Annotated in this window: 21 protein-coding genes and 2 pseudogenes; 13 read left to right on the plus strand and 10 right to left on the minus strand. The window is 60.7% G+C overall.

Annotated elements, in window-relative coordinates; genetic code table 11:
- Positions 1–276 precede the first annotated feature (276 nt).
- From AAG816_RS19240 to AAG816_RS19255, 4 genes are all read left to right on the plus strand, one after another.
- Positions 277–1401 carry an AAA family ATPase gene (locus AAG816_RS19240; RefSeq protein ID WP_341991290.1) on the plus strand — a complete coding sequence of 375 codons (1125 nt, stop codon included), beginning with the start codon at positions 277–279 and terminating at the stop codon, positions 1399–1401.
- Positions 1394–3664, plus strand: a complete 2271-nt coding sequence (locus AAG816_RS19245) for a S8 family serine peptidase (RefSeq protein ID WP_341991291.1) — start codon at positions 1394–1396, stop codon at positions 3662–3664. Before AAG816_RS19240 ends, AAG816_RS19245 begins: the two co-directional genes overlap by 8 nt.
- A 2-nt stretch (positions 3665–3666) precedes the next feature.
- Positions 3667–3915: a DUF2188 domain-containing protein gene (locus AAG816_RS19250; protein ID WP_341991292.1), complete on the plus strand. Its 249-nt coding sequence runs from the start codon at positions 3667–3669 to the stop codon at positions 3913–3915.
- Between the two features lie 173 nt (positions 3916–4088).
- On the plus strand, positions 4089–5495 hold the full coding sequence (locus tag AAG816_RS19255; protein ID WP_341991293.1) for a hypothetical protein: 1407 nt from the start codon (positions 4089–4091) through the stop codon (positions 5493–5495).
- A gap of 416 nt (positions 5496–5911) precedes the next feature.
- Here AAG816_RS19255 and AAG816_RS19260 read toward each other — a convergent pair whose 3' ends face one another.
- From AAG816_RS19260 to AAG816_RS19270, 3 genes are all read right to left on the minus strand, one after another.
- Positions 5912–7177 carry a three-Cys-motif partner protein TcmP gene (locus AAG816_RS19260; protein ID WP_341991294.1) on the minus strand — a complete coding sequence of 422 codons (1266 nt, stop codon included), beginning with the start codon at positions 7175–7177 and terminating at the stop codon, positions 5912–5914.
- Positions 7178–7218: 41 nt separating this feature from the next.
- On the minus strand, positions 7219–7977 hold the full coding sequence (locus AAG816_RS19265) for a DUF5131 family protein (protein WP_341991295.1): 759 nt from the start codon (positions 7975–7977) through the stop codon (positions 7219–7221).
- A gap of 456 nt (positions 7978–8433) precedes the next feature.
- Complete coding sequence (locus AAG816_RS19270; protein WP_341991296.1) at positions 8434–9099, minus strand: hypothetical protein; 666 nt, start codon at positions 9097–9099, stop codon at positions 8434–8436.
- A gap of 180 nt (positions 9100–9279) precedes the next feature.
- Between AAG816_RS19270 and AAG816_RS19275 the strand changes: the two genes are divergently transcribed.
- Positions 9280–10989 (plus strand): DUF6119 family protein, encoded by a 1710-nt coding sequence (locus AAG816_RS19275; RefSeq protein ID WP_341991297.1) that lies wholly within the window; start codon positions 9280–9282, stop codon positions 10987–10989.
- A 678-nt stretch (positions 10990–11667) separates the two neighbouring features.
- Here the strand turns inward: AAG816_RS19275 and AAG816_RS19280 are convergent.
- From AAG816_RS19280 to AAG816_RS19290, 3 genes and pseudogenes are all read right to left on the minus strand, one after another.
- On the minus strand, positions 11668–12453 hold the full coding sequence (locus AAG816_RS19280; protein ID WP_341991298.1) for a DUF4238 domain-containing protein: 786 nt from the start codon (positions 12451–12453) through the stop codon (positions 11668–11670).
- Entirely contained in the window at positions 12413–12664 is a 252-nt protein-coding gene (locus AAG816_RS19285; RefSeq protein WP_341991299.1) for a hypothetical protein, read from the minus strand. Before AAG816_RS19285 ends, AAG816_RS19280 begins: the two co-directional genes overlap by 41 nt.
- Positions 12665–12760: 96 nt before the next feature.
- Positions 12761–12919: pseudogene (locus tag AAG816_RS19290) on the minus strand (site-specific integrase); the annotation flags it as partial.
- 766 nt (positions 12920–13685) lie between these two features.
- Here AAG816_RS19290 and AAG816_RS19295 point away from each other — a divergent pair.
- From AAG816_RS19295 to AAG816_RS19320, 6 genes are all read left to right on the plus strand, one after another.
- The gene (locus tag AAG816_RS19295; RefSeq protein ID WP_341991300.1) at positions 13686–14435 is read left to right on the plus strand and encodes a response regulator; all 750 of its coding nucleotides are present in this window, start codon (positions 13686–13688) and stop codon (positions 14433–14435) included.
- Positions 14432–15790: an ATP-binding protein gene (locus tag AAG816_RS19300; protein ID WP_341991301.1), complete on the plus strand. Its 1359-nt coding sequence runs from the start codon at positions 14432–14434 to the stop codon at positions 15788–15790. The genes AAG816_RS19295 and AAG816_RS19300 overlap by 4 nt, the downstream gene beginning before the upstream one ends.
- A 150-nt stretch (positions 15791–15940) precedes the next feature.
- Positions 15941–16591, plus strand: coding sequence for a DUF3313 domain-containing protein (locus tag AAG816_RS19305; protein ID WP_341991302.1), 651 nt, complete (start codon positions 15941–15943; stop codon positions 16589–16591).
- 203 nt (positions 16592–16794) lie between these two features.
- Positions 16795–17904 carry a UDP-3-O-(3-hydroxymyristoyl)glucosamine N-acyltransferase gene (gene lpxD, locus AAG816_RS19310; RefSeq protein ID WP_341991303.1) on the plus strand — a complete coding sequence of 370 codons (1110 nt, stop codon included), beginning with the start codon at positions 16795–16797 and terminating at the stop codon, positions 17902–17904.
- A gap of 44 nt (positions 17905–17948) precedes the next feature.
- Positions 17949–18575 carry a hypothetical protein gene (locus tag AAG816_RS19315; RefSeq protein ID WP_341991304.1) on the plus strand — a complete coding sequence of 209 codons (627 nt, stop codon included), beginning with the start codon at positions 17949–17951 and terminating at the stop codon, positions 18573–18575.
- Positions 18576–18847: 272 nt separating this feature from the next.
- Positions 18848–19480, plus strand: coding sequence for a tyrosine-type recombinase/integrase (locus AAG816_RS19320; protein WP_341991305.1), 633 nt, complete (start codon positions 18848–18850; stop codon positions 19478–19480).
- Between the two features lie 239 nt (positions 19481–19719).
- Here AAG816_RS19320 and AAG816_RS19325 read toward each other — a convergent pair whose 3' ends face one another.
- From AAG816_RS19325 to AAG816_RS19335, 3 genes are all read right to left on the minus strand, one after another.
- Positions 19720–20034: a VOC family protein gene (locus tag AAG816_RS19325; protein WP_341991306.1), complete on the minus strand. Its 315-nt coding sequence runs from the start codon at positions 20032–20034 to the stop codon at positions 19720–19722.
- Between the two features lie 130 nt (positions 20035–20164).
- Positions 20165–20908, minus strand: a complete 744-nt coding sequence (locus AAG816_RS19330) for an SDR family oxidoreductase (protein ID WP_341991307.1) — start codon at positions 20906–20908, stop codon at positions 20165–20167.
- Between the two features lie 33 nt (positions 20909–20941).
- The gene (locus tag AAG816_RS19335; protein WP_341991308.1) at positions 20942–21340 is read right to left on the minus strand and encodes a DoxX family protein; all 399 of its coding nucleotides are present in this window, start codon (positions 21338–21340) and stop codon (positions 20942–20944) included.
- Positions 21341–21480: 140 nt separating this feature from the next.
- On the opposite strand from AAG816_RS19335, the gene AAG816_RS19340 reads away from it, so the two are divergent.
- Positions 21481–21861 carry a helix-turn-helix domain-containing protein gene (locus AAG816_RS19340; RefSeq protein WP_341991309.1) on the plus strand — a complete coding sequence of 127 codons (381 nt, stop codon included), beginning with the start codon at positions 21481–21483 and terminating at the stop codon, positions 21859–21861.
- A gap of 247 nt (positions 21862–22108) precedes the next feature.
- Here the strand turns inward: AAG816_RS19340 and AAG816_RS19345 are convergent, their stop codons facing one another.
- Complete coding sequence (locus AAG816_RS19345; RefSeq protein WP_341991310.1) at positions 22109–23230, minus strand: Fic family protein; 1122 nt, start codon at positions 23228–23230, stop codon at positions 22109–22111.
- A gap of 208 nt (positions 23231–23438) precedes the next feature.
- Here AAG816_RS19345 and AAG816_RS19350 point away from each other — a divergent pair.
- A pseudogene (locus AAG816_RS19350) lies at positions 23439–23602 on the plus strand (restriction endonuclease); the annotation flags it as partial.

Raw genomic sequence — 23602 nt, forward strand, 5'->3', positions numbered from 1 at the left:
GGCCATTCATCTGGCAACGGCTGTGGCCCAAATGCGGACATCCGCCGATTAAAGCAGTGCTGGCGGCAGTGTGCGATCGGGCACAGCGCCGGCCGCCACTGGAATGCCACCAAAAGCGACCTGCACGACTACGCTATGGGAAATGAACCTATCCCAGCTTGAAACTGCGATCGGTAGGCTTGCTGCAGAAACTGTGCTGAGCCCTCGCCATGATAAATAGTTTACAATTTTTGATATTAAGTTGACACACGGCGATCGCTTTGCGAAAATAATATCATGCAGGTTGATAAATCACTCATCACAGCCCTCGTCGACGCCGCGATGTCCGCGGACTACACCGGCGTGCGCCGCATCGGCACCAATATTGCCAAGCTGATGGCCGAGCAGAAGGATCTTGAGGGGGCCAAGGCCCTGCAGACCCTTCTCCGCAAACGCGGCGTGCCGCTTCAGGCCTCAGGGTATGCCGAGGCCCTCCCGCGTGACGCTGGGTCCCGCTTGCCGCTCATTGAGGAAGGCCAGTGGCCAACCACTCCGGTGATGTTGTCTGGCGAAGCCGGACAGACGGTCTCGCAACTGGTCGAAGATGCGAAAAACATTCACTTGCTGACCGAAAAGGGGGTGTCCTCGCAGCTCAGTATGCTGCTGTACGGACCTCCTGGCACCGGCAAGACACTTCTTGCAAGCTCGATAGCAGCCATGCTGCAGCGACCGTTTTATGTGGCGCGGCTGGACTCCTTGATTTCGTCGCGCTTGGGCGAAACGGCGAAGAACATCCGCGGCATATTCGAGTTTGTCCCAGCCCGGAATGCGGTGCTGTTCCTGGACGAAATAGATGCCATTGCCAAGCTGCGTGACGACCGGCATGAGCTCGGTGAGCTCAAGCGCGTCGTGAATACCGTCCTGCAGGGATTGGACTCGCTCCCCAACGACGTCGTTACGATCGGAGCCACCAACCATCCGCACCTGCTGGATCCGGCTATTTGGCGCCGCTTCCCATATAAGGTCGAACTTGGACTGCCAAGCGAGGATGTGCGGGCCAGCCTATGGCTGCATTTCCTTTATCAGGATGACGAGACCAAGCTGAATGAAGCGCATCTTCTGGCAAGGGCATCGGATGGGCTAAGCGGCGCCGACATCGAGAACATCGCGCTCGCGGTTCGCCGGCGCGCCGTTCTCGGCCATCAGGAGCCAAGCCTCGCGCAGATCTTGGTGGCAGTGCAGTCCTCACGCGCAGGCAGCCCGCAGTTGCTCAAAAACCGCGAGCTCGACACGGCCGAGAAGAAGAGCCTGAGCCTCTTTCTGCATGACCAAGGCCGCGTTCGCCCAGGCGACATTGCCGAGATCGTCGGCGTGAGCCGGCAGATGGTCTATCGCTACCTGAAGGAGGCGGGACATGGCTGATTCTCGTAACCCGCTTCTGAATCCGGTCCTGCGCTTTACAAAGGACCCCAAACCCGAGGGGATCACCGGCGGTGGCAAAAACGCCTTCGGCATTAAGGCCGATCGCCTTAATAGGCAGCGCCACGCGCTCGGACTGCAACTGCGAACGCTAGCAGCGCAGTCCGCTGCTCGGCCAAAATTCAGTGGCAAGGTGGTTCTCTATGCCGCCATGTTCGACGACTCCCTGGCTCCCACCTGGACACCGAACGACCTGTTTCAGGCGACGCGCGACGCTCGTCTGATCGCGCCCTACCGCACGGGTTACCTCGTCGAGATCCGCGCCGACCAACTCACTGAGCTCGGCCGCCTGGTCGAGCGTACTGACGTGGCCAAGGAGCAGGTCGATATTTCCCGCGTCGAATCCGTCCGCTTCTTTAGTGAGGACGATACGGCCGGCAGTTCCAACCTGGCCGAGATCTGGGATGCTGCCCCAAAAGCCGGCGCCGGAAGGGCATTTGTCGTCTGGCTTATGCCGCTGCGGGGCCGTGACGCCGCGGAAAGCCTAATCCAATCATTTTCTGCTTTGCGGGATGGGGTGATCATCCCGCCGGCGCCGCTGCTGGTCGGGCTGACGACCGACATGCCAGGCGATGCGCCTGCACTCATGCGGCGCAGCCTGCAGGCTGTTGCGTCAACCGGCGATCGGCTTAACCTAGCGGTACGAGAGTATCGCGCCCACCACCGCGCCCGAACTACGGTTATTGTGCCCAGCCCGGCTGCGCTCGAGCAGTTGGTGGCTTCAGGCACCGTGTACCGCATCGAGCCGGTCCAGCCGCTGACATCGACGTCTCCGGGCGAGGGGCGTGAGCCTGACCGGCCGCTTCCGGCAAACCTTTCCTCTCTCCCGATCGTTGGAGTGGTCGACGGGGGCCTCACTGCCGCTTCATATCGTCCGGCTGAAGCCTGGCGCGCGCCGCCTCTGATCCGCACGGTCGATGCCGACACGCTGCACGGCAACCGAGTGACGTCGCTGATCGTCCAGGGCCACGACTGGAACAACAACCTCACGCTCCCGCCGCTCTACTGCCAGGTCGGCACCGTTCAAGCGGTCGCCAAGGATAGCGTGCGCTCGTTCGTCGACCCTCAGGACTTCATCGCTTACCTCGATGGCGTCATGACCGCGAACCCGGGCACCAAGGTCTGGAACTTCTCGCTCAATCAGCGGCAACCGTGCCAGTTCGACCTGGTCAGCCCCTTGGGCCATGACATTGCGGTTCTGGCCCGCAAGCACGGCGTTCTGCCAGTTGTCTCGATCGGCAACAAGCCAGGAGATCTCCTGCAGCCCCCCGCGGACTGCGAAGCTGCGCTAACCGTCGGCGGCCGCCTTCACAGCGCCAACGGTTCGCCGGGGGGCGAATGCCCGGTCAGCCTCAGCGGTCCTGGTCCCGCCAGCATGCTCAAGCCTGACCTCTCGCACTTCTCACATGTGCGGGCGATCGGTGGCACCGTTATCGCGGGCTCGAGCTTCTCGACGGCGCTCACCTCCGCGGTTGCGGCGCATACCATGCACCGTGTGCGGGATGCCTCTCCGGACCTAGTCAAAGCCTTGTTGCTGCACAATGCCGATGGCGATGGGCACAACCATACCCTTGGCTTCGGAACGCCGGCCGTCAGCTCCTTGCCCTGGGAGTGCCGAAACGGCGTGGTCACGCTGCAATGGAAGGCCTCGCTGCGCCCGGGCGCTGCCTACTATTGGGAGCTGCCCATTCCTCGGTCCATGCGTGAATCGGGCAAGCTGAAGGGTTTTGGCACTCTAACCGCGGTTTTGAACCCACACCCGATGGTCAGCGACATCGCAGGGCCGAACTATTTCAGCGTGCGCCTAGCAACCGCTGTGCAGCGCCAGCGTGGCCTAACGCCGAAGGGCATACCGAAATTCCATAACCTCCTTGGGTCGCTCGAAACCGACAAGATAACGGAAGCGGATGCTCGGACATTCGATCACAAGTGGAGCCCGATCCGACACCACCATAACGCCTTTCAAAGCTTGAGCTTCGATGGCGATGCTCTGCGCGTCTATGCCCGGGTCTACGTGCGAGATCTCTATCTCTACGGGATGTCGGCCGCCGACGAAGTTCCCGAGATGGAAACGGAATTCGTCCTGTCGCTGGGTACCGGGGACGAAGACGACGACGTCTACAATGAGCTGCGCGATCAGCTCGGGGCCTTCGTCGAGAGTGCCATCATCGAAACTGACATCGACGTCGACAATGAAGGAGGCTGAACATGGGCAAGGATCCTGATCGCACCGTCTTCCGCAGGGCATCCGACAACAAGTGGGTCGATAAGCGCAACGACGCATCCAAAGGCTTCGTATTCGACACCCAGAAGGAGGCAATTGCCTCGGGCAAGGAGAAGCTGACCAACGCCGGCGGCGGCGAGCTGACAGTCAAGGGCCGCGACGGCTTGATCCGGAGCAAGGATACCCTTGGCGGCGGCAACGACCCGAATCCGCCGCGCGATCGGGAACACTGACCCAGGGCTGCCCGAGCTGAATCATCGCTGCACGTTGCGAAGACGCTGGGTGTCCTCCAAGGGCGATCTCTACCAGCGTGCATGTAGGCCGGTTCCTAGCTATCTTGGTCAACACGGGAGAGGCCAAACGCAGAGCGACGCGTCGTGCAATTCGAGAGGCGGTGAGCCGCCCGATGAAACGTGCGCGTTTCGATCTTTTTGCCCTCGGCGCACGCCGCGCGCTCGCCCGGCTAATGTCGATCGAGCTATCGCACTGGAGCGACCACGATGAGCGCGTGCTGGGGCTCGTCTTCTTAGACACGACCGATCAGGACTTTGGCTGGATCTTGATGGCGCGGGACAAAATCGGGCGGTTCCGCTGCGTCGACGTCGAGACCAGCATCGACAATGAAGCTGTTGCGGTTCAGCGCGTTCGCGAGCGAATTGCGGTCGCCATCGATGACAGCGATTTCCTCGCCCTCGGAGACCAAGAAGACGAGACCAATTACCCGACCGACGTGCTGGCCGTGCCGACTAACGCCACGCCCAAGGATCTGCACCCGCATTTCCGCGTGCTCATCGATAGTCCTGGCCGGCACCCGAGCCGATCTGTGTTCAAAGAAATCAGCCCTTGGTTGGCGCCGACGGACCCGCACTTCGTCAAAGAGTTTCAGGGAAAGGGCTTCGACCAGCGCCTCTGGGAAATGTTCTTATGGGCGGCATTCCGGGAGCTCGGTTTCGACATCTCGCAGCCGGAAGCGCCCGACTTCACCTGTGAGGCGCCCGGCATCGCCTTTACGGTCGAGGCGACCACGGTCAGCCCCTCGGAGGACGGGGTTTTGGCCGACCGGCCAGATCCGAAGACGCCGGAGGAGATGCGGGACTTTCTCGAACACTACATGCCGATGAAGTTCGGCTCGTCGCTAACCAGCAAGCTCAACAAGAAGGACAAGGATGGGCGCAGCTATTGGGAAAGGGGCGATGCGGCCGGAAAGCCGTTTCTCCTGGCGGTCGCAGACTTTCATGTCACCGGCGGCGATGGCGAGCCCGGCTCGATGACCTATACCGCTTCTGCGCTGTGGCCGTACCTCTATGGCCATCGCATCGAGTGGGAGCTGCTCGACGGGGAACTACTGACCCGGGCCATCAAGGGCGGAAACCACGTCTTCAAGGAAAAAGTGATCGAGACCGGCTTCTTCGATCTGCCGGGCGCTGAGAACATCGCCGCGGTGGTGTTCTCCAACGCAGGCACTCTGGCGAAATTTGACCGGATGGGGATCGCCGCCGGCTTCATGCCCGAGGCGCACAAATACTATCGCATGGGAACCCGGCTGAATCCGGACCCTAACGCCGTCCACCCTCTCCCGTTCTTTGAGGAGATCGGGCGTGACGACTACGTGGAGTATTGGTCAGACGAACTACAGATATTCCACAATCCCAACGCCAAGATCCCGTTATCCGAGACCGCCTTCGACGGCATCACTCAGCACTATTTCAGAGATGGCCAGCAGGTGACCCTCACGCCCGAAGGGACGGTATTGGCGTCGCGTACACAGATCACGCATCTGGTCGGCGGTGAAGAGGAGCGTGTCGTAGTCTGACTTCAAGGCGTGCCTGGGCCGCTACGGACCGTCGCCTCACCTAACTTCGGCGAAGCAAAATCTGCGATCGGCCTCGAGGTTTAAGACCGAGATCTTCGCCTTCAGAGGCCGACGAAGGTCGAGGCGCTGATCGAGGACGGTGCGCAGGTCGAAGCACTCCATCAAGAATATGGATTTGTCTGGATTCTGCTTCAGGAGCGGGATGACGTGCCGTGACCAGCCTTCGACAGACAAGAAGTGCCCCATGGCCTGCCGACTGGAGCGCGCCACCTGACCGGCCAGGCCGTCGAGCTGTCGAGTGTCGGCTAGGTTCAGGACCTATTAATCTGCTTTGAGCCGTGTTTCACAGCCGCGGCCTGTGGTCCTTGCGTATATTCAGAATCTGCTACCCTTAAGGAAAAAAGGCGTCCTAGGCTTTATCTCGACGGCATTGCGACACCGGGTATGAGCAATTGCCGCGATAGCCTTATGAAATTGCCGGGCGCTGGTTTTGCGCCCGGCCTCCGCTGCGAACCTGCAGCGCTCACCAAATCGATCTGACGTTCCTGACAGAGCAGCATGATGCTGGCCTCCATCTGGTCTCGGGTAGCAGCGGTGTCGTTTGCGATTTCCTCGATGAGGTGACCCACGGTCGGAACGCCTCGCCGTTCAAGGGCTTCGACCCGGTGCGGCAACTGGTCAATAATCGCCGTATTGATGTCGGCTTGGGCCTGGGCGTCGAAACCGAAGTCGAAGGCGACGCCGTCCGCCCAGTGCGGGTCAAAGCCAAGCATGTTCAGACCTGCGGTGCCGCGGTGAAGCGACGTGTTTCCCACGGTCCAGTGGCTCTCAACCATCACATTTCTCGCGGTGACGATTTTCGATAGGTGGACGAGCCACAAGTGGCGACCGGCTTGCTGCGACCTCAAAAAGAACGGCGTGAAAAACGGCGCGCCGGTCATTTGCTGGATGTCCCTCGCGAGTAGCCGAGGAATGACGTACTGATGGCCCGCATCTCCGCGGGCTTCGATATACTCTGCAAGCTGCTGACCCTGAATACCTACTTTCGCCATGGCGCTCGCGAACGCCGGCCCCTCATTGAGGTAGGACAGCAACCAATCGACCGCGAAGGTCAGCAACACTTCGGCCTTGGGCAAATCTCTGAGAATGGTCCGGATGGTAGCGAACTGGACTTGATTCCACCCCTTCTGGTCCAATACGAAGAGAGACCGACCAGCGCGTTGGCGAGAACGAATTCCATTTAGGACATCCACCCACAAAGCCTCGAACTCGCCGGGGAGAATTATAATACGGCCGGAGTTAATGTCGTCGCCATAGCCCTTGTCGGTGAGGGTCTGACGCAAATAATCTACTGCATCCCTGTTGGCGTCGATAAAGTAGAACTTCGCATCGAGGATTAGGGGTTTTCGCCTGCTTTCGTTGAGAAGGCGTTCGGCCCGTTTAACCGCCTCCAGGAGCACCAGTGGTGAGCCGGGACGTTCTTCCCCGAAAAGCTGATACTTGCCGCCCCCGGAAAACCCGTCGACCAATGTAATGGCGATATTGTCGATCTGGGGCTGAGAAGCGACGGTCTCAAAGTACCGATCTAGATAGGCTGCAAGCAGATCGAGCTTGGCATTGCTGTGGCTCTCGATCTTCGGCGCTGATTGACCAACTACCCATCGAAAGCTGTCTTTCGCCATGCGTTGCCCCCCTTTTCGCATGACTCCACGAAATCTGCCGGTTAGCAAGTGGGACTAAATCTCGGTAGTTCATCCCACGTTTGGTCGCGATAGGTCCTGCCGGTGGCCTTCTTGTTCCTGCCCCCCCACTGCTTGAAGAAGAAGGCTGTACCCGCCCGGCGGCAGGCGTCGTGGATTTCATCGACCCAAGGCGATTCCATTGGGCGCGCATCAGGGCCGGACTCTCCGCCGACAATCGCCCAGTGGATGTCGAGCAGTTCCGCGCCGGCGACAGATCCAATCAGCGGCTCGAAGGATACGAACCTTACCGCAGCGGGTACCTGACGGAGGCTGTCGAGGCGATTCACAACGCGACTGTCTTCGACGCTGGTGCCCAGCCAGACATTGGGGAGCAACGCAAATTCGGCCACCGATAGGACTTCAGCCATCCGCTCTGGTCGCTTGGTCAATATTTGGTAGGTGTGATGCGGTGTGGCTGCCATAGTGGCCCACACCTGAGCGATGAAATCTACCGGCACGTCTGGGTGGAACAGATCGGACATGGAGTTGACAAAGACCTTGCGGGGCTTTTTCCACGTCATAGGTATTGTCAACGCCTGCGGGTCCAAAACAATTTGGCCCGTCCACTTTGCTCGTCCGCCGCTTTTGCGCGTGGTCCCGACGTACTTGTCCACGCCCATTGCTTCGAGCCGTGCCGCCATACGCATGGCGTAGCAGTTGGTGCAACCAGACGTAGCGACAGAGCATCCTGCTACCGGATTCCAAGTCACATCGGTCCATTCGATTGAGGTTTCGGCCATTCTAGCTGTCTCCTCTCCTCATCATGAGTCACGTGGCGTAAACAAACCATGCCAATCGGGCTTTGATGAGTCATCGCGATTTTCGCCTTTCAAAGCGTCGGGCTCCGGTGCGAGCAGAAGGTCGTCCATCTCTATAGCCTTCCCGCGGGTCTCGATGGCGCACGTGAACCTCCGACTTCGCGGGTATCGAACCTCGATCCACGCTGGCATTTTTCGCTCTATTAGGTGGGGTGGGATCTACGCCCCACTTGCGGACGGCGCGTGATCCGAACAGTCCGTTATTGTTGCTCGTGAATCAAAAGCGGCCAGTCAGCTACCGGCCCCAAAAGTGCTGGTCTGCAATGCGCCCCCTTTTGGGACAATTCGGCCGACCGTGACACGTCCGAAAAGCGGACGTTTCTCAATGTGCTAAAGAACGGTAGAAGGCTCTACGTGTCTCGGCAAGCCGCACCTATCTCAGTCGCGTTTCAAGTGCTCCCATTCGCCGATCAGTGATCGGTACCTTTCACGAAAAACCGTCTCTTCATCACCCCGCAACGGTGCGGTTTGCGGGGAAAAGAAGGTCTTGCGAAGTGGGTCGATGATGCGCATGTCATCCGCATCAAATTTTATCAGCGCATTTTGCATCGCCCACAGACCCAATCGTCCGCCTTCCTCGGAGAGAGCAGGTTCCTCGCTGAAGTAAGGATACACAACACGGGTGTATTCACCCCTGACTCGCGCGTGTAGAGCGTCTCGTATTCGGATTTTACCACCAATATCTTCAATTCTCAGGTCGCCGTGCACGCTTTTGGGGATGATCTCAATCGGCTCGTTTGACCAGCGCAATTTTGCACTGAGCAGTTCGAGAACGCCGTCTTGCAGTAGCGGGTAGAGTCGCTTGAAGCTTCTATTCGATTCTATACGGTCATTGGTCAATCGTGCTAGATCACCATTGCCCGATATGTGCTTCTTCACATCTGCCCAAAAGGGTACATAGAAATCTCCGCCTTGGCTCCGGTTGCCGCCGGCGTCCTTCTTGCGGTCAAGACGAATATCCTCTTTCAAAATTGACCGCCGTAACGGTGATGGCGCATAGAACAACTGCAGTGCTTTTCGGAGAGGAATATCCAGAACGGACATGTGACCTACATTCCCAAGATTGACAAAAAAGTTTAAATTGAAACTTTATATCGGCGCAAGAGGATGAATCATTTCGTCTTGGGCAGTTGCCCCGATCCTGTGGAGCAGAGTTTGAAATTAAGGTTCGATATGATTTGATGTAGAGGCACTTGTCACGCGGGGGCGGACGTTATGTCGGACATGAAGCGCATCACACTTTTTAGGATCAAGGACGGTAAGAATTTCGAAGAATTCTTAAAGGGCGATCTAGGGACCTACACCCACATCGATCCGAACGACGAATTCGAGGGGTATATCAAATACGATCCCGCGGGCGGCGGTCAGAAGACCGACGAGCAGATCCCCTGGCTCCGCTTCCTCAACTCCGGCTTCGCAGAGAAGAAATACACCTACGAGGCATTCAACAAATATCCGCGTGCCCTCATGGCACTGCGGGTCATCGGCAAGGATGGCGCGGACGATGTGTTCTACGCGGCTGCTTTTGGCCAGCATGGCGACACTTACCTGGATAAGGATCAGATCGTCTACGACTTCGGCATTAAGGTCGGGATGAACATCTGCGACGCCGAGAAGCTCCGGCGGATCCAGACAGCCGCGCACGAGGCAATCAGCCGACAGACCGAGCGGCAGGCCAGCACGGGGACAAGCCTCGGCGTGTTCGGTATCAACACCGAGTCCGAATTCCTCCGCACGATCTCTGGCCATGTGAAGACGGAGTACAAGGAACTGGTCGAATCCTTCCGCGGCAAGGACAGCATCCTGATCAAGTTCCCGAAGGATCAGGAAGTAACCTGGAATTATCTCGCGCAGCTCTGCCGGAAGCTTGAAGAGCGATATGTCTCAGACGACTACACCAAGACCGACCTAAAGGTGTACGATATCCTCCGGCACGAGAGCGACCCGGTCGTCATAGCGGAGCTGAACCGCTTGCTCTGCGCAGCCATTGAAGCGAGGAATTTCAAGGCCATTCACCTCGCGCCGCCGGACTTTCTCGCCGCCGACGACAGCTCGTTCGCCTACGTCGAGAAGGATGGTGACGAAGAGATCGAGACGTTCGACGATCTGCGCATCGCCGACCTGATCGCAGTCAAGCGCCGCCGGCTGAAGGGTCTCGACGAGACCCGTGTCAAGGGGTGGAAGATATTTGAGTACGATCCGGAGTTCAATCGAACCTTCGTGCGCTGGGATGCCTATCGATGCCTGGTGGCTGAGATCGAATGGAACGGGCGGACATTTGTTCTTTCGTCGGGGCAGTGGCGTGAGGTGTCCGAGGAGCTAAAGGCGTCGGTCGAACAGTATCTCCACGACCATGATCTCCTGCTTGATCCCGCCTACCTCCCTCACGGCATCAACATCTACAAGGCCGATCGGAAGGAGAACCGCGAGGAGGTTTTCAACCGTCGAGCGGCGGAAGATTGTGCGGATCTCTATCTCCTCGACAAGGCCAAGCTCGAGATCGCGGGGCAGCGTCGATACGAAGTGTGCGACCTGCTGCATGCCGATCGCTCCATCATTCACGTCAAACGCTATTCCTCCGGCGCGGCATCGATTAGCCACCTGTTCACGCAAGGCAGGTTCTACGCCCACGCCTTTTCGACAGATACCGCCTGCCGTAATGGAATGGCGGCGTGGATCAATGCCGATGACGATCCCGTGAATGTTTCGAAAAACAAGCCGGGCTTCCTTGCATTGATTCCGGAGAAGAAGACGGATCTCAACGAAAAGGACTACTCCGTCGTGTTTTGCGTACTTCACGATGAGGACGATTTCTCGCTGGGCAAGCTGCCGTTCATGTCGCGGTACGAACTGATGCAGAGCCACCGCTTTCTAACTGAGGATCGTAGCTTCAGGGTGGGAATCGTGTTTCGAAAAGTCATTCTAGGACCCTGAGTCAGCCGGTCGGACCTCGGCCCGCAGCGTCCTCTTTTCCGCCTTTTCCTTCAAAAGCTGCCATTCCGCTCCCGGCCCCGTAGCCGTCTGCCAGCAAAGCGCCCCCGTTTCGGTCATTCACAGCAGTCTCGGCGACTGCCAAAACCCGCCCTTCATCCGTCAGCCATTGATCCTTTTCCTTAAGCGGCTATTCGATCCACGATGCCGCGGGCGAAACGGTTCAGAAGGTTCGTCATGGCGGGAGCAGGCCGTTTGGTGCGAGAGATGTCTTAGCGATGCTGAATGGCGACGACGTTGCGAGGCGTCGGGTCGACGAAGCTGTCCTGCTGAAGAAGGCCAAACCGTGGGCCTATGAACGTGAATGGCGCCTGATCGGCCCGCGGAGCGAACAGAATTCTCCGTTGGAACTTGAGGAGGTGGTGTTCGGAATGCGGTGTCCCGTGTCGGTCATATACGCAACGGTGAGGGCGCTGGAGAATAGAAGCTGAGGCGTCCGATTTTTCGAGATACGCGAGCGGGGGGGACAGCTTTGTGCTGCAAAAGCGCGCGGTCAATCTCGATGAACTCGGTGTTTCGCTTCCACGGCGATGGCGCGCATATGACGATATGTTCGAAGACCACCGAGGAGGCCGAACTGTCGCCATCCGCGGAAGGATTGTCCCACTGAATGCCGGTAGTCTAGCGAACCACCCAGCGCATCGCGACCTCGCTCACCATCTCGTTTGTTTGGCGAACAAGATCAGTAGGCATCATTCTGCCCAGCACAAACGGTGCTCGTTTTTGGAGGTTTGGGAGGAACAGAATGTAGAGCCTCGGCGTCACGGCCATCCCCGCAAAGGCCGCGACGTGATTGCCGATGTCGTACCCGAAGTTCGCGTGATGCTCACCGCCTGCCAAAGGATAGCAGGGCCAGTCTCCGGTGTACAAGCGCTCTCCGCCTGTATAGCCGATGATCATACTCAGTTCTCGGAACCGCTCAAGCAGCGTGGATTCAAATGCATCCTTGCCCAGCGCATATGGTGAGTTCAGCGCGTCGAGCGCTTTCGCAGCCAACGGGGCACCGTCCGCAGCAAGTTGCTCCCGCATCGCGCGCAGCGCTCCCGGTGTCCGAAAATAAGCAACCCCCGCGAACTCCTTCAACGCAACGGCGTGACGCGGCAGATTCTCCAGCATATTCTCCAAAGTCGCGGCGATTGGTTGGCCATTTTGGATAGCGCCGTCGATGACGAAGTTCAGGAATTTAAGCGTCGCGCCAAATGCGCCTTCATATGCACCGAATTGTCGTTCCAGTTCATTCGTTGGCGATGATTGCGGCTCTTCGTAATAGTACCGCTCATTGAGCACGTTCAGAGGCGAGGGGTTTAGTGATTTACCCGCGATCTTATCATGGACGTCGAGCTGTTTTTTCTCATTGCACCACGATTCAAGGTAAACTTGAGGGACATAGTGCTGTCGTATGGTCATTTTTATCAAATATCACCCAATATTTCTTATCATTTTCCAACCAAAGAAACTCTGATCTGCCGGTAGCCGTGGGTTTAAGTGGGGACGGCCCGGCCGGAGCCCACGTCAGTTTTGCCTGCTCGTCCGACCCAACTTTTTCGTAGGTTGCTCGATCTTCCGGCTGTAGCGCGTCCGGCGACAGGACGTTTTCGATATGGGCGACGATATGCATACGCGCACCATCCAGTAGGAAAACGGCGCAGGGTCGGCCAGAGATAGCGGTTCGAGGATGCGTTCGCATATCGCACGCTGTTGGTCATGAGGAATGTGCCATCCGGTCAGCCATCACGCGCTTCAGCATGGGCTTAAGGGCCAGGACGAGGCGTCCCGTGCCACGACCTTCGCCATCAGCAAGGTTTTCGTGTTTCTGGCTCAGTTCGACCCGCTTTAATGCGCGTCGGGTCGCGGTGTCGGTCAGGCTTGGCATTGCGTTCCTCCTGTTCCGCAACTGGGATCGGTCGAGGAGAAATGGGGATCGTTTGCTGGGAGCGGAAAGCCGTTTTCTATCCCTTCAACGACTCCCAATCTGCCATAATCGCCCACTAGTACGCAATCCGCAAAAATCGCAGAAACCATCGATGATTCAGTGAGATCGAGCGTGATCCAACGTTATCGAAATGGGCGTAGTGGGATGGTTGTGGATCAGCTTTACCAGACTGCCCACGAGCGGACGTTCCCGGCGTCGGCATTTGGTCCAGTTTCAGCCTCGGGGATTCATCTGCGATATGTCCGCTTCCCGTTTGAAGGCTCCCAATAGCGGGCAGTCTGCCACCTGCCCCGGAGCCGTCCGTCAGCAAAGCGCCGCAATGTCGGACGTAGAGATCAGATCAGCGATCTCCTGAAAGGAGACGTTGCCGTTTAGCCCCGCTCGGTGATCTGAACGACCGCGTCGCGCTTGAAGTCCTCGGTGAAGTTCGTTTTGCCCAACCGGGCCTCCTTGCCTCAAATTTAGGAAAGAAGGCGTCCAGGAATCTAGGGGCGGTTCATACATTATGGCCGGGTGAGCTGCTGCCACTTTCGTGGACACTGACGCAGGGTGTTCAACGGGACTGCGCCCCGATCGAAACAAAAACCAACATTTCCACACCCCACTTTACATAAGATGCGTCACCGAAGGATGTCTTCCCGATCCGCGCGCCGCGCTCACCGCGGACCTGAGCACGTGGGCGGGTACGAGACGGGAGCTCAGTGTCATGTCGGAAGCCTCGGCAATGTGGTGTTACGCCGACAACGGTCTCCCCTCGCGTATTCTGATCGTCGAAGACGACCGGGAGATCGCGGCGATGCTGGTCGACCTCGTGACCACAGCGGGAATTGTCGCCCGCACCGTCCTTTCCGGCCGCGACATGGATCGTCTGCTGAAGCAGCACTCGTTCGATCTCATCGTGCTGGACGTCATGCTTCCCGGCGAGGACGGCTTCAGCATCTGCCGCCGACTGAGGGCCGCAGGACCGGTGCCGATACTGATGCTGACCGCCCTCGGCGAGGATATCGACCGCATATTGGGTCTCGAACTCGGTGCCGACGACTATGTCACCAAGCCGTTCAACTCCCGCGAGCTTCTGGCCCGGATCAAGGCCCTGCTGCGCCGCGCCTCCTATACCGCGCCGGCGGTGCCGCGCGGCGCGGTGATGGTGTTTGCCGGCTGGCGGCTGGACCCCGTGGCGCGGAGCGTCCACGACCCCGACGGGGTGGAGATTTCACTGACCACCGCCGAGTTCGATATTCTGCACGCCTTCTGCTCCCATCCCGGAGAGGTGATGACCCGTGACCAGCTTCTGTCCCTGACCCATGCGGGCACCGCCGGGCCGGTCCAGCGCAGCATCGACGTGCATGTGAGCCGCGTCCGGCAAAAGATCGAACCCAGCGTCAAGGAGCCCACGCTGATCAAGACGGTGCGCCTCGGCGGCTATCTCTTCACGCCGGTGGTCGAACGGCAATGATGCTGCGCCGCCTCGGCCTCGCCTCGATACGCCAGCAGATCTTTCTGCTGGCCGTGCTGCCCATTTTTCTCCTGGCCGCGTTCGCCGCAATACGTGCCTCGCTGCGCGAGACCGACCATGCGCGCGTCGAATGGGCCAGCTATGTCGCGAGCAACATCGCGATCCTTGCCGAACGGTTCCGTGCAGCGAGCACCCCCGGCGAGCTGGATACGGCACTGAGTCTTGCGGCGGAAAGCGGCATATCTGCCGAGGTGACAATGCCGCCGGCTGACAACATCGTCGACCTGCGTACGCGCACCATGGACGAGCCGACCTACCGCCTTCTCGTCGCGCGCTTGATCGCTCTCACCGACCGAACGAGCGGGGACAAGGCGCCGCTCGCCGACCTTGTTGCGCGGATGGACGACAACCGCTTCCTCCGCCTGCGCCTCCAGCCTCTGGATTTTCCCTCACGGCGTGATGAGGTGCTGCGCAGTCTCGGCATGACCTTGCTGGTCGTGCTGCCCGTCCTGTTGCTGTCCTATTATCTCAGCCATCGCCTCACGCGGCCGCTGACCGATTTCGCCGCCGCGGCCCGGCGGATCAGCCTCGATGAGGCCTCGCAGGAGCCGTTCCGCGCCGAGGGCGCAGTGGAAATCCGCAGTCTGGGAGAATCCCTCAACGTCATGCGAGCGCGGATCACCCGCATGATCGACGAGCGGACCAGTCTGCTACGCTCCGTCGGCCACGATCTGCGCACCCCGCTCACCCGGCTGCGCATGCGGGCAGAACGCTGCACGGATGTCGAGTTGCAACGCTCCATGCTGCAGGACATCACCACCCTCGCGGCGATGATCGACGAGAGCATGCGCTACCTGAACAACAAGGAAACCGGGCTGGAAGCCCCGCGCCGTGTCGACCTGTCGAGCCTGTTGCACACAATCGCGGCTGATTATGCCGACACCAGCATTCCCGTCTCGGTGGCCGGACCGCGCCGGCTGGTGTGCCAATGCATGCCCCGCGCCGTCACACGCGCGCTCTGCAACCTGATCGACAACGCCTCGCGCTACGGTACGACGATCGAACTCGTGCTCGCCGAGGACGAAACGGGCAACATCGTCATCGAGGTCCGTGACGATGGTCCCGGCCTTTCCGACGCGATGAAGAAACGAGCGCTGGAGCCGTTCTTCAAGGGGGATCCGGCGCGCGCCGTCGGCCCGCGCAGCGGGATCGGCCTTGGCCTGCCTATCGCCAATGGCATTGCCCGCGCGCATGGCGGCACGCTGCGTCTGCTCGACCGGGAGCCCCACGGCCTGATCGCGCGTCTGGTTCTGCCGCCCAACCTTGAAGCGCCGGTGCTCAAGACATCCGAGTAGCCACCGGGATCAGCGAAGATCGCGCCTTGGCGGTACTTCGATCCGCAATGTTTCTTAACATCAAAACAGCCAGCAAAATATTCCTCCGCCTAGGTTCATCTCATCGAAAGGGAGCACCACCGCCCCTTGCACATGAGGAGCGTCCCGTCGATGCGGAGCCGTCTATGTTCAATAATCGCCGCAAGCCTCGCTTTGGCGGGCTGTCAGACGGCGGCTCCGAGCCATTATCGGGATCTCGCCTCGTCCTCGGTTCTGGCGCCGAACTCCGGCACGAATGCCGCCCGCATCCCCTTCGCCTATGGCGGCAACGTCGATTGGTCCAGCTACACCAGCGCGACTGTGGAGCCGGTGGTCATCTACAGCGGCGCCGACAACCAGTTTGGCGACATGTCGGAAGCGGACCGCAAGGCGCTGGCCGATTACATGTATGCGCGTTTCACGCAGCAGCTCGCCACACGCTTTTCGCAGGCGCCGCAATCGGGTCCGAACACGCTGCGCATCCGCGTCACGCTTACCGGCGCGGTCAAGAACACGCCGGTGCTCGGTACCTTCTCGCGCATCGACGTGGCGGGCCTTGTCTATAATGGCATCCAGACCGCCAATGACGGCGAAGGCAGCTTCACCGGCGCGGTGATGTATGCGGTCGAGATCTACGACGCGCGCTCCAAGCGGCTGCTCAGCGCCTTTGTCGGCAAGCAGTTTCCCAAGCCCTCGGACATCGGCGCCAGCATGGGCGATCTCGCGGCGGCGAAGGCCGGGATCGACAAGGGAGCCGAGGATCTCGCTGCACGGCTGCACTAGCCGCCTGGGTGCCGCGGTCGGCATCCTGCCCCCTTGCAGAGCGGGCCAAGGCCCCGCTCTCCCATGGTTCCGCCGGCTCCCGCCATGCCGGCGGAACCCGAGCTGCGGACGTCCGCGGTGTCCGCCCCCTCGCGGCGTCCGCAGCTCACACCTTCACTCGCATTCCCTGCACTGGCGGAATTTCGAGCAACGGAGCATCGAACATGGCAGTTGCACCTCCGCGTGACGGGATACACCTTTCGGATATTGCCGAATATCTGGGGCTAGGGCCCCCTGACATCACATCCGAGCGCCGCGTCGAGAGTGCCGCGAGCCTCGATGTCGCCGAGCCATGGCATGTCTCGTACATGGAAGGGGCCGGCCACGCGCATCTGCTGCGGACCACGCGCGCCGGCATCTGCCTCGTTCAGCAGCGCTTCGTCTCGCTGGTTCCTCCGGGCACGGTGCCGCTCGTCGTCGATAACCCGCGCAGTGCCTATGCTCGCCTGCTCGGCTGGCTGCATCCCGAGGCGCTCAAGCCCGGTCTCATCTTCCCGCTGGATGGCATCGACGAGACCTGTCGCATTCACCCGACCGTCATCATCGAGCCGGGGGTCGCCATGGACCCCGGCGTCATCATCGGAAGCCACGCGGTGATCTGCGCCGGCACCACGATCGGCGCGCATACGGTGATCGGACCCGATGTCGTGATCGGCCGTGACTGCGCGATTTCGACGGGGGTGAGCATCACGAAGTGCCGCATCGGCGACCGTGTCCTCCTTCATGCGGGGGTGCGCATCGGTCAGGATGGCTTTGGGTTCGTCTTGGATGCCGGTGGCCACCGGAAATTCCCGCAGATCGGTGGCGTGGTCATCGGCGACGATGTCGAGATTGGCGCCAACACCACGGTCGACCGCGGCAGTGGCCATGACACCCTCATCGGAGCGGGAACCAAGATCGATAATCTGGTCCAGATCGCCCACAATGTCCGCATCGGCCGTCATTGCATCATCGTGGCCCAAGTCGGAATCGCCGGCTCGACCGTGCTCGACGATTATGTCGTGGTGGGCGGACAGGCCGCCATCGCCGACCATCTCCATATCGGGCGCGGTGCCAGCCTTGCCGCCGCCTCTGGTGTGATGAGGGACGTTCCGGCCGGCGAGCGGTGGGGCGGCAGCCCGGCCAAGCCCGCGCGCGAATGGCTCCGCGAACAGGCCGTACTCGCGAGAATCGCGACATTCGGCAGCCGGCGCCGCGCCATGGCGCGCCCCCGCACGATCCTCGCCGAGGGTTGGTTCCAGACCTTCCGCCGCCGCCTGCGCCCCGAAGCCTGAGGGCACCGCCCCCTTCACATCTGTGATCCCCCGGAGACGACGTCATGACACCTTTCCTCAGAAGGGCTCTCTCACCGCGCAACCGATCCACAAAGCTCTTCACCATTGCTGCCGGCTTTGTCGTGGTTGCCGGCGGGCTGTTTCACGCGGCACGCTCTAACAACACGTACCCACCGGTCCTGCTGTCGCCACAAGGCGTATCATCGACCGGCTCGCCGCTGGAAACCGCCGATCTGGAGCATCTGGTCGACGGGACGGACGGGCCCTTAGCGCCCCGCACCATCCCGCTCACGCCACCGCTTCCTCATCCGCGACCGGCGGCCGGGACGGCGAAGCCTCCGAAGCCGACCGAACGCGAGGCGCGCGACTCCCGCAAGGACAAGGTCGCCGGCGACCGCTGCGCGACAGGCTGCGCGACACGCGATCCACTGATACGCGCTCCCCTGACGCCGAGAACCACGCTGGCGCCCGTGCCGGCGTCGGCCATGCCCGCGCGATTTCCCGCCCGCGCCGTCGCGGCGGCCCGTCCGTCCGGCCCGCCCGAAATTTCGCCGGGTGAAGCCATGCTGGTAAGTGGTCGCGACATGTTCGCCTGGATCGTCGCAGCCCCGGGCACGACAATTAATATCGGCAAGGGCGCGATTTCCCAGGTCGCCAACGCGATCCGATGATCACCGGCCCGTGAAGCCGATTGGACCGCTCTCTGTAGGTGGCAGAGTCACATGGGAGATGATTCGGACAATGGGCTTCCTGCGGTCCAGCCGCCTGCTACAAAGAGTGAATGCTACGCCATAAGCGGATGTTAGTTGCGACGACACGAATGCCCAGTTTGGGGTCTGCAGCAGAACGGCGGCAATCTGAACAGCGGCAACCGAGACCGGCCCGTCCACTCCCGACCCTTCCTATTTCGCCATTGGCCATAGTGGCCAAAAGGAGAAATGACGTGGGTATCTCAAAGTACGACCCCGCCGCCAAAGGTCGGCCAGCCTGGAATGCAGGCAAGCTGGTCGGCGCCAAACGAGCGCTCAAAGTGAAGCAAATCTGGTTGATCCGGTTTTTCCTCGATCGCGAAGAGCGGATGCGGGACCGGGCATTGTTCGACCTCGCGATCGACAGCAAGCTTCGCGGTTGCGACCTCGTCAAGATGAAGATCGGATCGCTTGTTTCCGGCTCGGCAATACGGGCCCGATCAATGGTGGTCCAGCAGAAGACCGGCCGGCCCGTCCAATTCGAGATCACCGCAGACACGAGGGCAAGTCTGCTCGCGTGGCTCAAACGCCGTGGTGGCAGTATCGATGACTACGCGTTCCCGAGCCGGGTCAACCACGAAGGGCACCTCAGCACTCGACAGTACGCGCGGTTGGTTGATGAATGGGTTACGGCGATTGGACTGCGCCCCGAGGAATATGGAACGCATTCGCTCCGCCGTACCAAGGCCGCCCTGATCTACAAAGCTACCGGCAATCTCCGAGCTATTCAGATTTTGCTTGGACACACCAAAATCGAAAATACCGTTCGATACCTTGGTGTAGATATCGATGATGCGCTTACGCTGGCCGAGACAACGGAAATCTGATCCGTGCGGCCTCGCTGAACATGGCGAGGCCGCGTTCAGCAACGCGCCGCCTCTCCGGCCAATGAGGGCGCCATCGGCAGTGTGTCGGCTGCAGAACAGCGACTATCGGCCCCGATTGCGCCGTTGCGCGGGCGAAGGGGGATCTCCCGCGGCAACGACCGGCTGGCGGTGGTTCGCGGACCGTCGGCTTTCCAGCATGGGCTTGGTAAAGCCGCCGTCGCGTAGAAGCCGACCCGGGCCTACAAACCGTCAGGCGGTTTAAATTCTTCTATCTGGCAGGCATCGAGGAACACGGCTTCGATGTTGTTGCCGTCCGGGTCGAGCACGAAGGCTGCGTAGTAGCCCGGACGGTGGGGTCTGTAGCCTGTCGTTCCGTTGTCCGTGCCGCCGACGGCCAGCACCTCACGGTGAATGGCATCCCACCCAAACCGATCTCGGGCGACGAACGCAATGTGCAGTTTGCCGTGCGGCGCGTCGTATTCGGCGAGCCAGAACTGCGGCTTGTTCTCACCGTAGGCGGACGTTTTCACGGCGCCCGACGTGTTGTCGAACAAACGCTTGATCCCAGCGGACCCAACGCGGAATCGCAGAAGGCGATGGACCTGCCATGGTCACGGACGCCGAACGTCATGTGGTCGATCATCGACATTGCGGGCTCCTGCTTGATGATTCTGGTCCGGGCGATCAGCGAGCGCTGTCGATGATCAGCCCGCCATCCGGAGTAAGGGTGTAGCCCGTGATGAACCGGGCATCCTTGCTGGCGAGAAAGAGCGCGACCGGCGCGATGTCGTCCTCCGGCGATCCGTAGCGGGCGAGCGGCGCGGTCGGGGCGGGAACGTTGACGTCGTCGCCCCAGGTCTTGGCCACAGGAAGGAGGTTGTTCACGGTGACGCCGTCGACAGCCCATTCGCGAGCGGCAGTGCGCGTGAGGGCCCGCACGGCTTCCTTGGCCATGTTGTAGGGGGCCATCCCGGCGAGGCCCGCGATGCCTGCCATCGACCCGAAGTTGACGATCCGGCCTTCGCCGCTTGCTTTCAGGTGCGGATGGCAAGCTTGCATCATCCTCAGGTAGGCAACGGGGCCCATCTCGAAGTTTCGCTGCAACTGGTCCGTCGTGAGGTCAAGAACGGAAGCGTAAGGTGCGGAGGGGTCGAAGGCCGCGTTGACGAGGATGTCGATGCCCTCGAAGGCCTCGACAACCCTTGCCACCGCTGACTTGATCTGGCCGACATCCGAGATGTCGCAGGTCACACCGATCGCTGTCCCGCCCGCAGCCTTGATGTCGGTAACGACCGCTTCGATGTTGGCGGGGGTCAGCGAAAGGACGGCGAGCTTCGCGCCCTCCGCGGCGAACAGCTTCGCCGTGGCGCGGCCGATGCCGCGTCCGGCGCCCGTGACGATGGCAACCTTGCCGTCGAGTCTGCCCATGGTGTTCTCCTTTGGATGTCGGGTGTGGTCTGTTCAGCCGCGTCGGGGCGCTGCAGCCTGCACATACGGCGAGGGCACGTCCCGGGCGGCGTTCTGCGTGAGGAAGGAGGCCGCCAGGAGCGCCAAGCCGATGGCAGCCGGTACGGCGCCCTTCGGCTTGCGCACACCCAGATGGGCCATGCCGGAAAGGATCAGGTGGAAGAGGATCCCCGCATAGGCGAGGTCGCTGATGGCCACGCTGAAGCGCGACAGGATGGCGACCGCGCCGAGGACCTTCACGACGATCATGAAGGGCACGACGTGTGGGGGGTAGCCGAGGTCGGCGAGTGTTTGCCGGACCCACTCTCCCTTGGTGACGTACATGAACGCCGAAGTCAGGTAGAGAGCGGACAGCAGCGTCGTGCTGGTCCAGTAGACGTAGATCTCAAGCATAGCGGTTCCTGCCGGATGTTGATGACCAACATCCATCGCTTGTTTTCGATAGTTGTGACGCATAGCGCTTCTTGCTGTGCAGGCTGAAAATGTCGGCTATGATGATCGGGCGCAAGTAGGATGAATAACTTGCGCTTAGTATGGACAATCTGACCATGACCGACGACGGCATCAACATGCACGAGGAGATGCGGCGCGCGTTCGCGCTTCTATCGGGCAAGTGGAAGCTGGAGATTATGTGGCTGCTGAATCAGCGGGTCTACCGCTTCGGGGAGTTGCGCAAGGCGATCCCCGGCATCACCCAGCACATGCTGACCGCGCAGCTCCGCGAACTCGAAACCGATGGTCTGGTCACGCGGACCGTGTTCGCGGAAGTGCCGCCTCGCGTCGACTATGAGATGACGGCGAAGGCGCGTGCGCTCGGACCCACCATGGAAGCGCTCACCGCATGGTGGCACGAGCATGGGAGCAGCGTCTCGCCGAAAGCGGTCGGCCGGGGGAGGAAGTCGGGTCCGAACTGACCTGAGAGACCGCTGGAAGATGGAACGGCTGCTTCCGTTCAGCCCGCGTCCTAACGGCTAAATCTCAGAAGGGGTCGGCTGCGGAAGGGCAGATATGGACACGGCTGCAGCCGAAAGCTGACAGACTGCTGTCGGCCCCAAATCGGCCATTCATCGTCCCCGCAGCTAACGTCGGCTTCTGGCGCATCCTGCAGATTTGAGGATGCCTCGCCGAGGGCCCCGAACAGCTGCCCCGCGTTCCGCAAGCTCACGACTTTACAGCATGTCCCTGCAGGTTCAGGTGGTACCGGGTGTATCGGCGCTCGCCGGTGCGCGTCAGGGCGCCTTTCTCGACCAGATCGTGCAGGTCGCGCGTGGCGGTGGGGCGTGAGGTGCCGGTGATCGCGAGGTAGTTTTCCGCGCTCAGGCCGCCCGTGAAGCCACCGGGGCCCTCGCGAAACAGGCGGGCGATCACCTTCTCCTGCCGTTCGTTCATCATGTCGCGGAAGCGATCGAAAAAATGCGCCTTGGCGATATGGAAGGCGACGCGGCCGAGCGTCGTCTGCTGGGCCGCGATGATCATTTCTGCAAAATAGACCAGCCAGCCCGTGACATCGAGCGTCCGCTGATGGACCTCGAGCTGATCGTAATAGGCCTTGCGATGCTGCTCGATGGTGTGGGCGAGCGCGATCAGGGTCGGCTGCCCGATGTTTTGGGCGAGGGATTTTTCAGCGAGGGTTCGGCCGATGCGGCCATTGCCATCCTCGAAGGGATGGATGCTCTCGAAATAGAGATGTCCGATCCCGGCCCGGGTAAGTGCCGGCAAGGGCGTTTCACCGTCCGGGGCCGAGCCATTGAACCAAGTTAGATAGGCAGCCATCTCGTCCGGAACCCGGGAGGATGGCGGCGCCTCGAAATGCACAGTCGGCCGATCCTGGCGGCCGGACACGATCTGCATCGCGTCTTCATGGCGACGGTAGCCGCCGATGGTCTCCAGATGCCGGCTATCCGCCATCAGCATGCGGTGCCAGCGGAACAGCGTGTCGGCGTCGAGGGGATCAACCCAGCTCCGGTAGAGATCGACCATCATCTCCGCGATGCCCCGTTCCTTCGGCTTCACGTTGCGATTGTCAGTGTCGAGGCCGAGCTGACGACGCAGGGAAGATTGCACGCTGAGGCGATCCAGCGTCTCCCCTTCGATCGCGCTGGTCTTGACGGCCTCGTCGCTGAGGAGTTCGATCCGCAGCAGGTCCCGCTCGCCGTCGCTTACATGCCGAACCGCACCGATCACCTCGCCGGTCAGCAGCAGGAACCGCCGCTCCAGCGGTTCGAGGGCAACCGGATCATAGGCAAAATGCGGCCAGCCGTGCTGCGTCCAGTTCCACACCATGAGCGATAGAATTCCTTTCTATCGCTCACATAATAGCGGAATTGCGATTGATAGATAGCCATCCTATCGCTCACGGCAGTGCGAAGGGGAGTGGCGAGCGTGACGCCGGATCGATCGCGCGCCGTGCGCGACCAAGGGGTGAATGGTCCCCCTGCTGCCGAACGCTTTCCAATCTGCGATACGATCGAATGGGAATCAGGGATGGCACATGGGATTCGGCGTTTTCATTCACCGCTCGGACTCGATCTATGACGATAGCCCGGCTGAGCGGTATCAGTTCCCGCGCCCATATCTGGGGCGGGTCGAGGCCTGCGTAGGGGACTGGATCGTTTATTACGAACCCCGGAAAGTGGCGGAGACCCGCGGCTATTT

The organism is Azorhizobium sp. AG788 (assembly GCF_943371865.1).
Classification (GTDB): Bacteria; Pseudomonadota; Alphaproteobacteria; order Rhizobiales; family Xanthobacteraceae; genus Azorhizobium.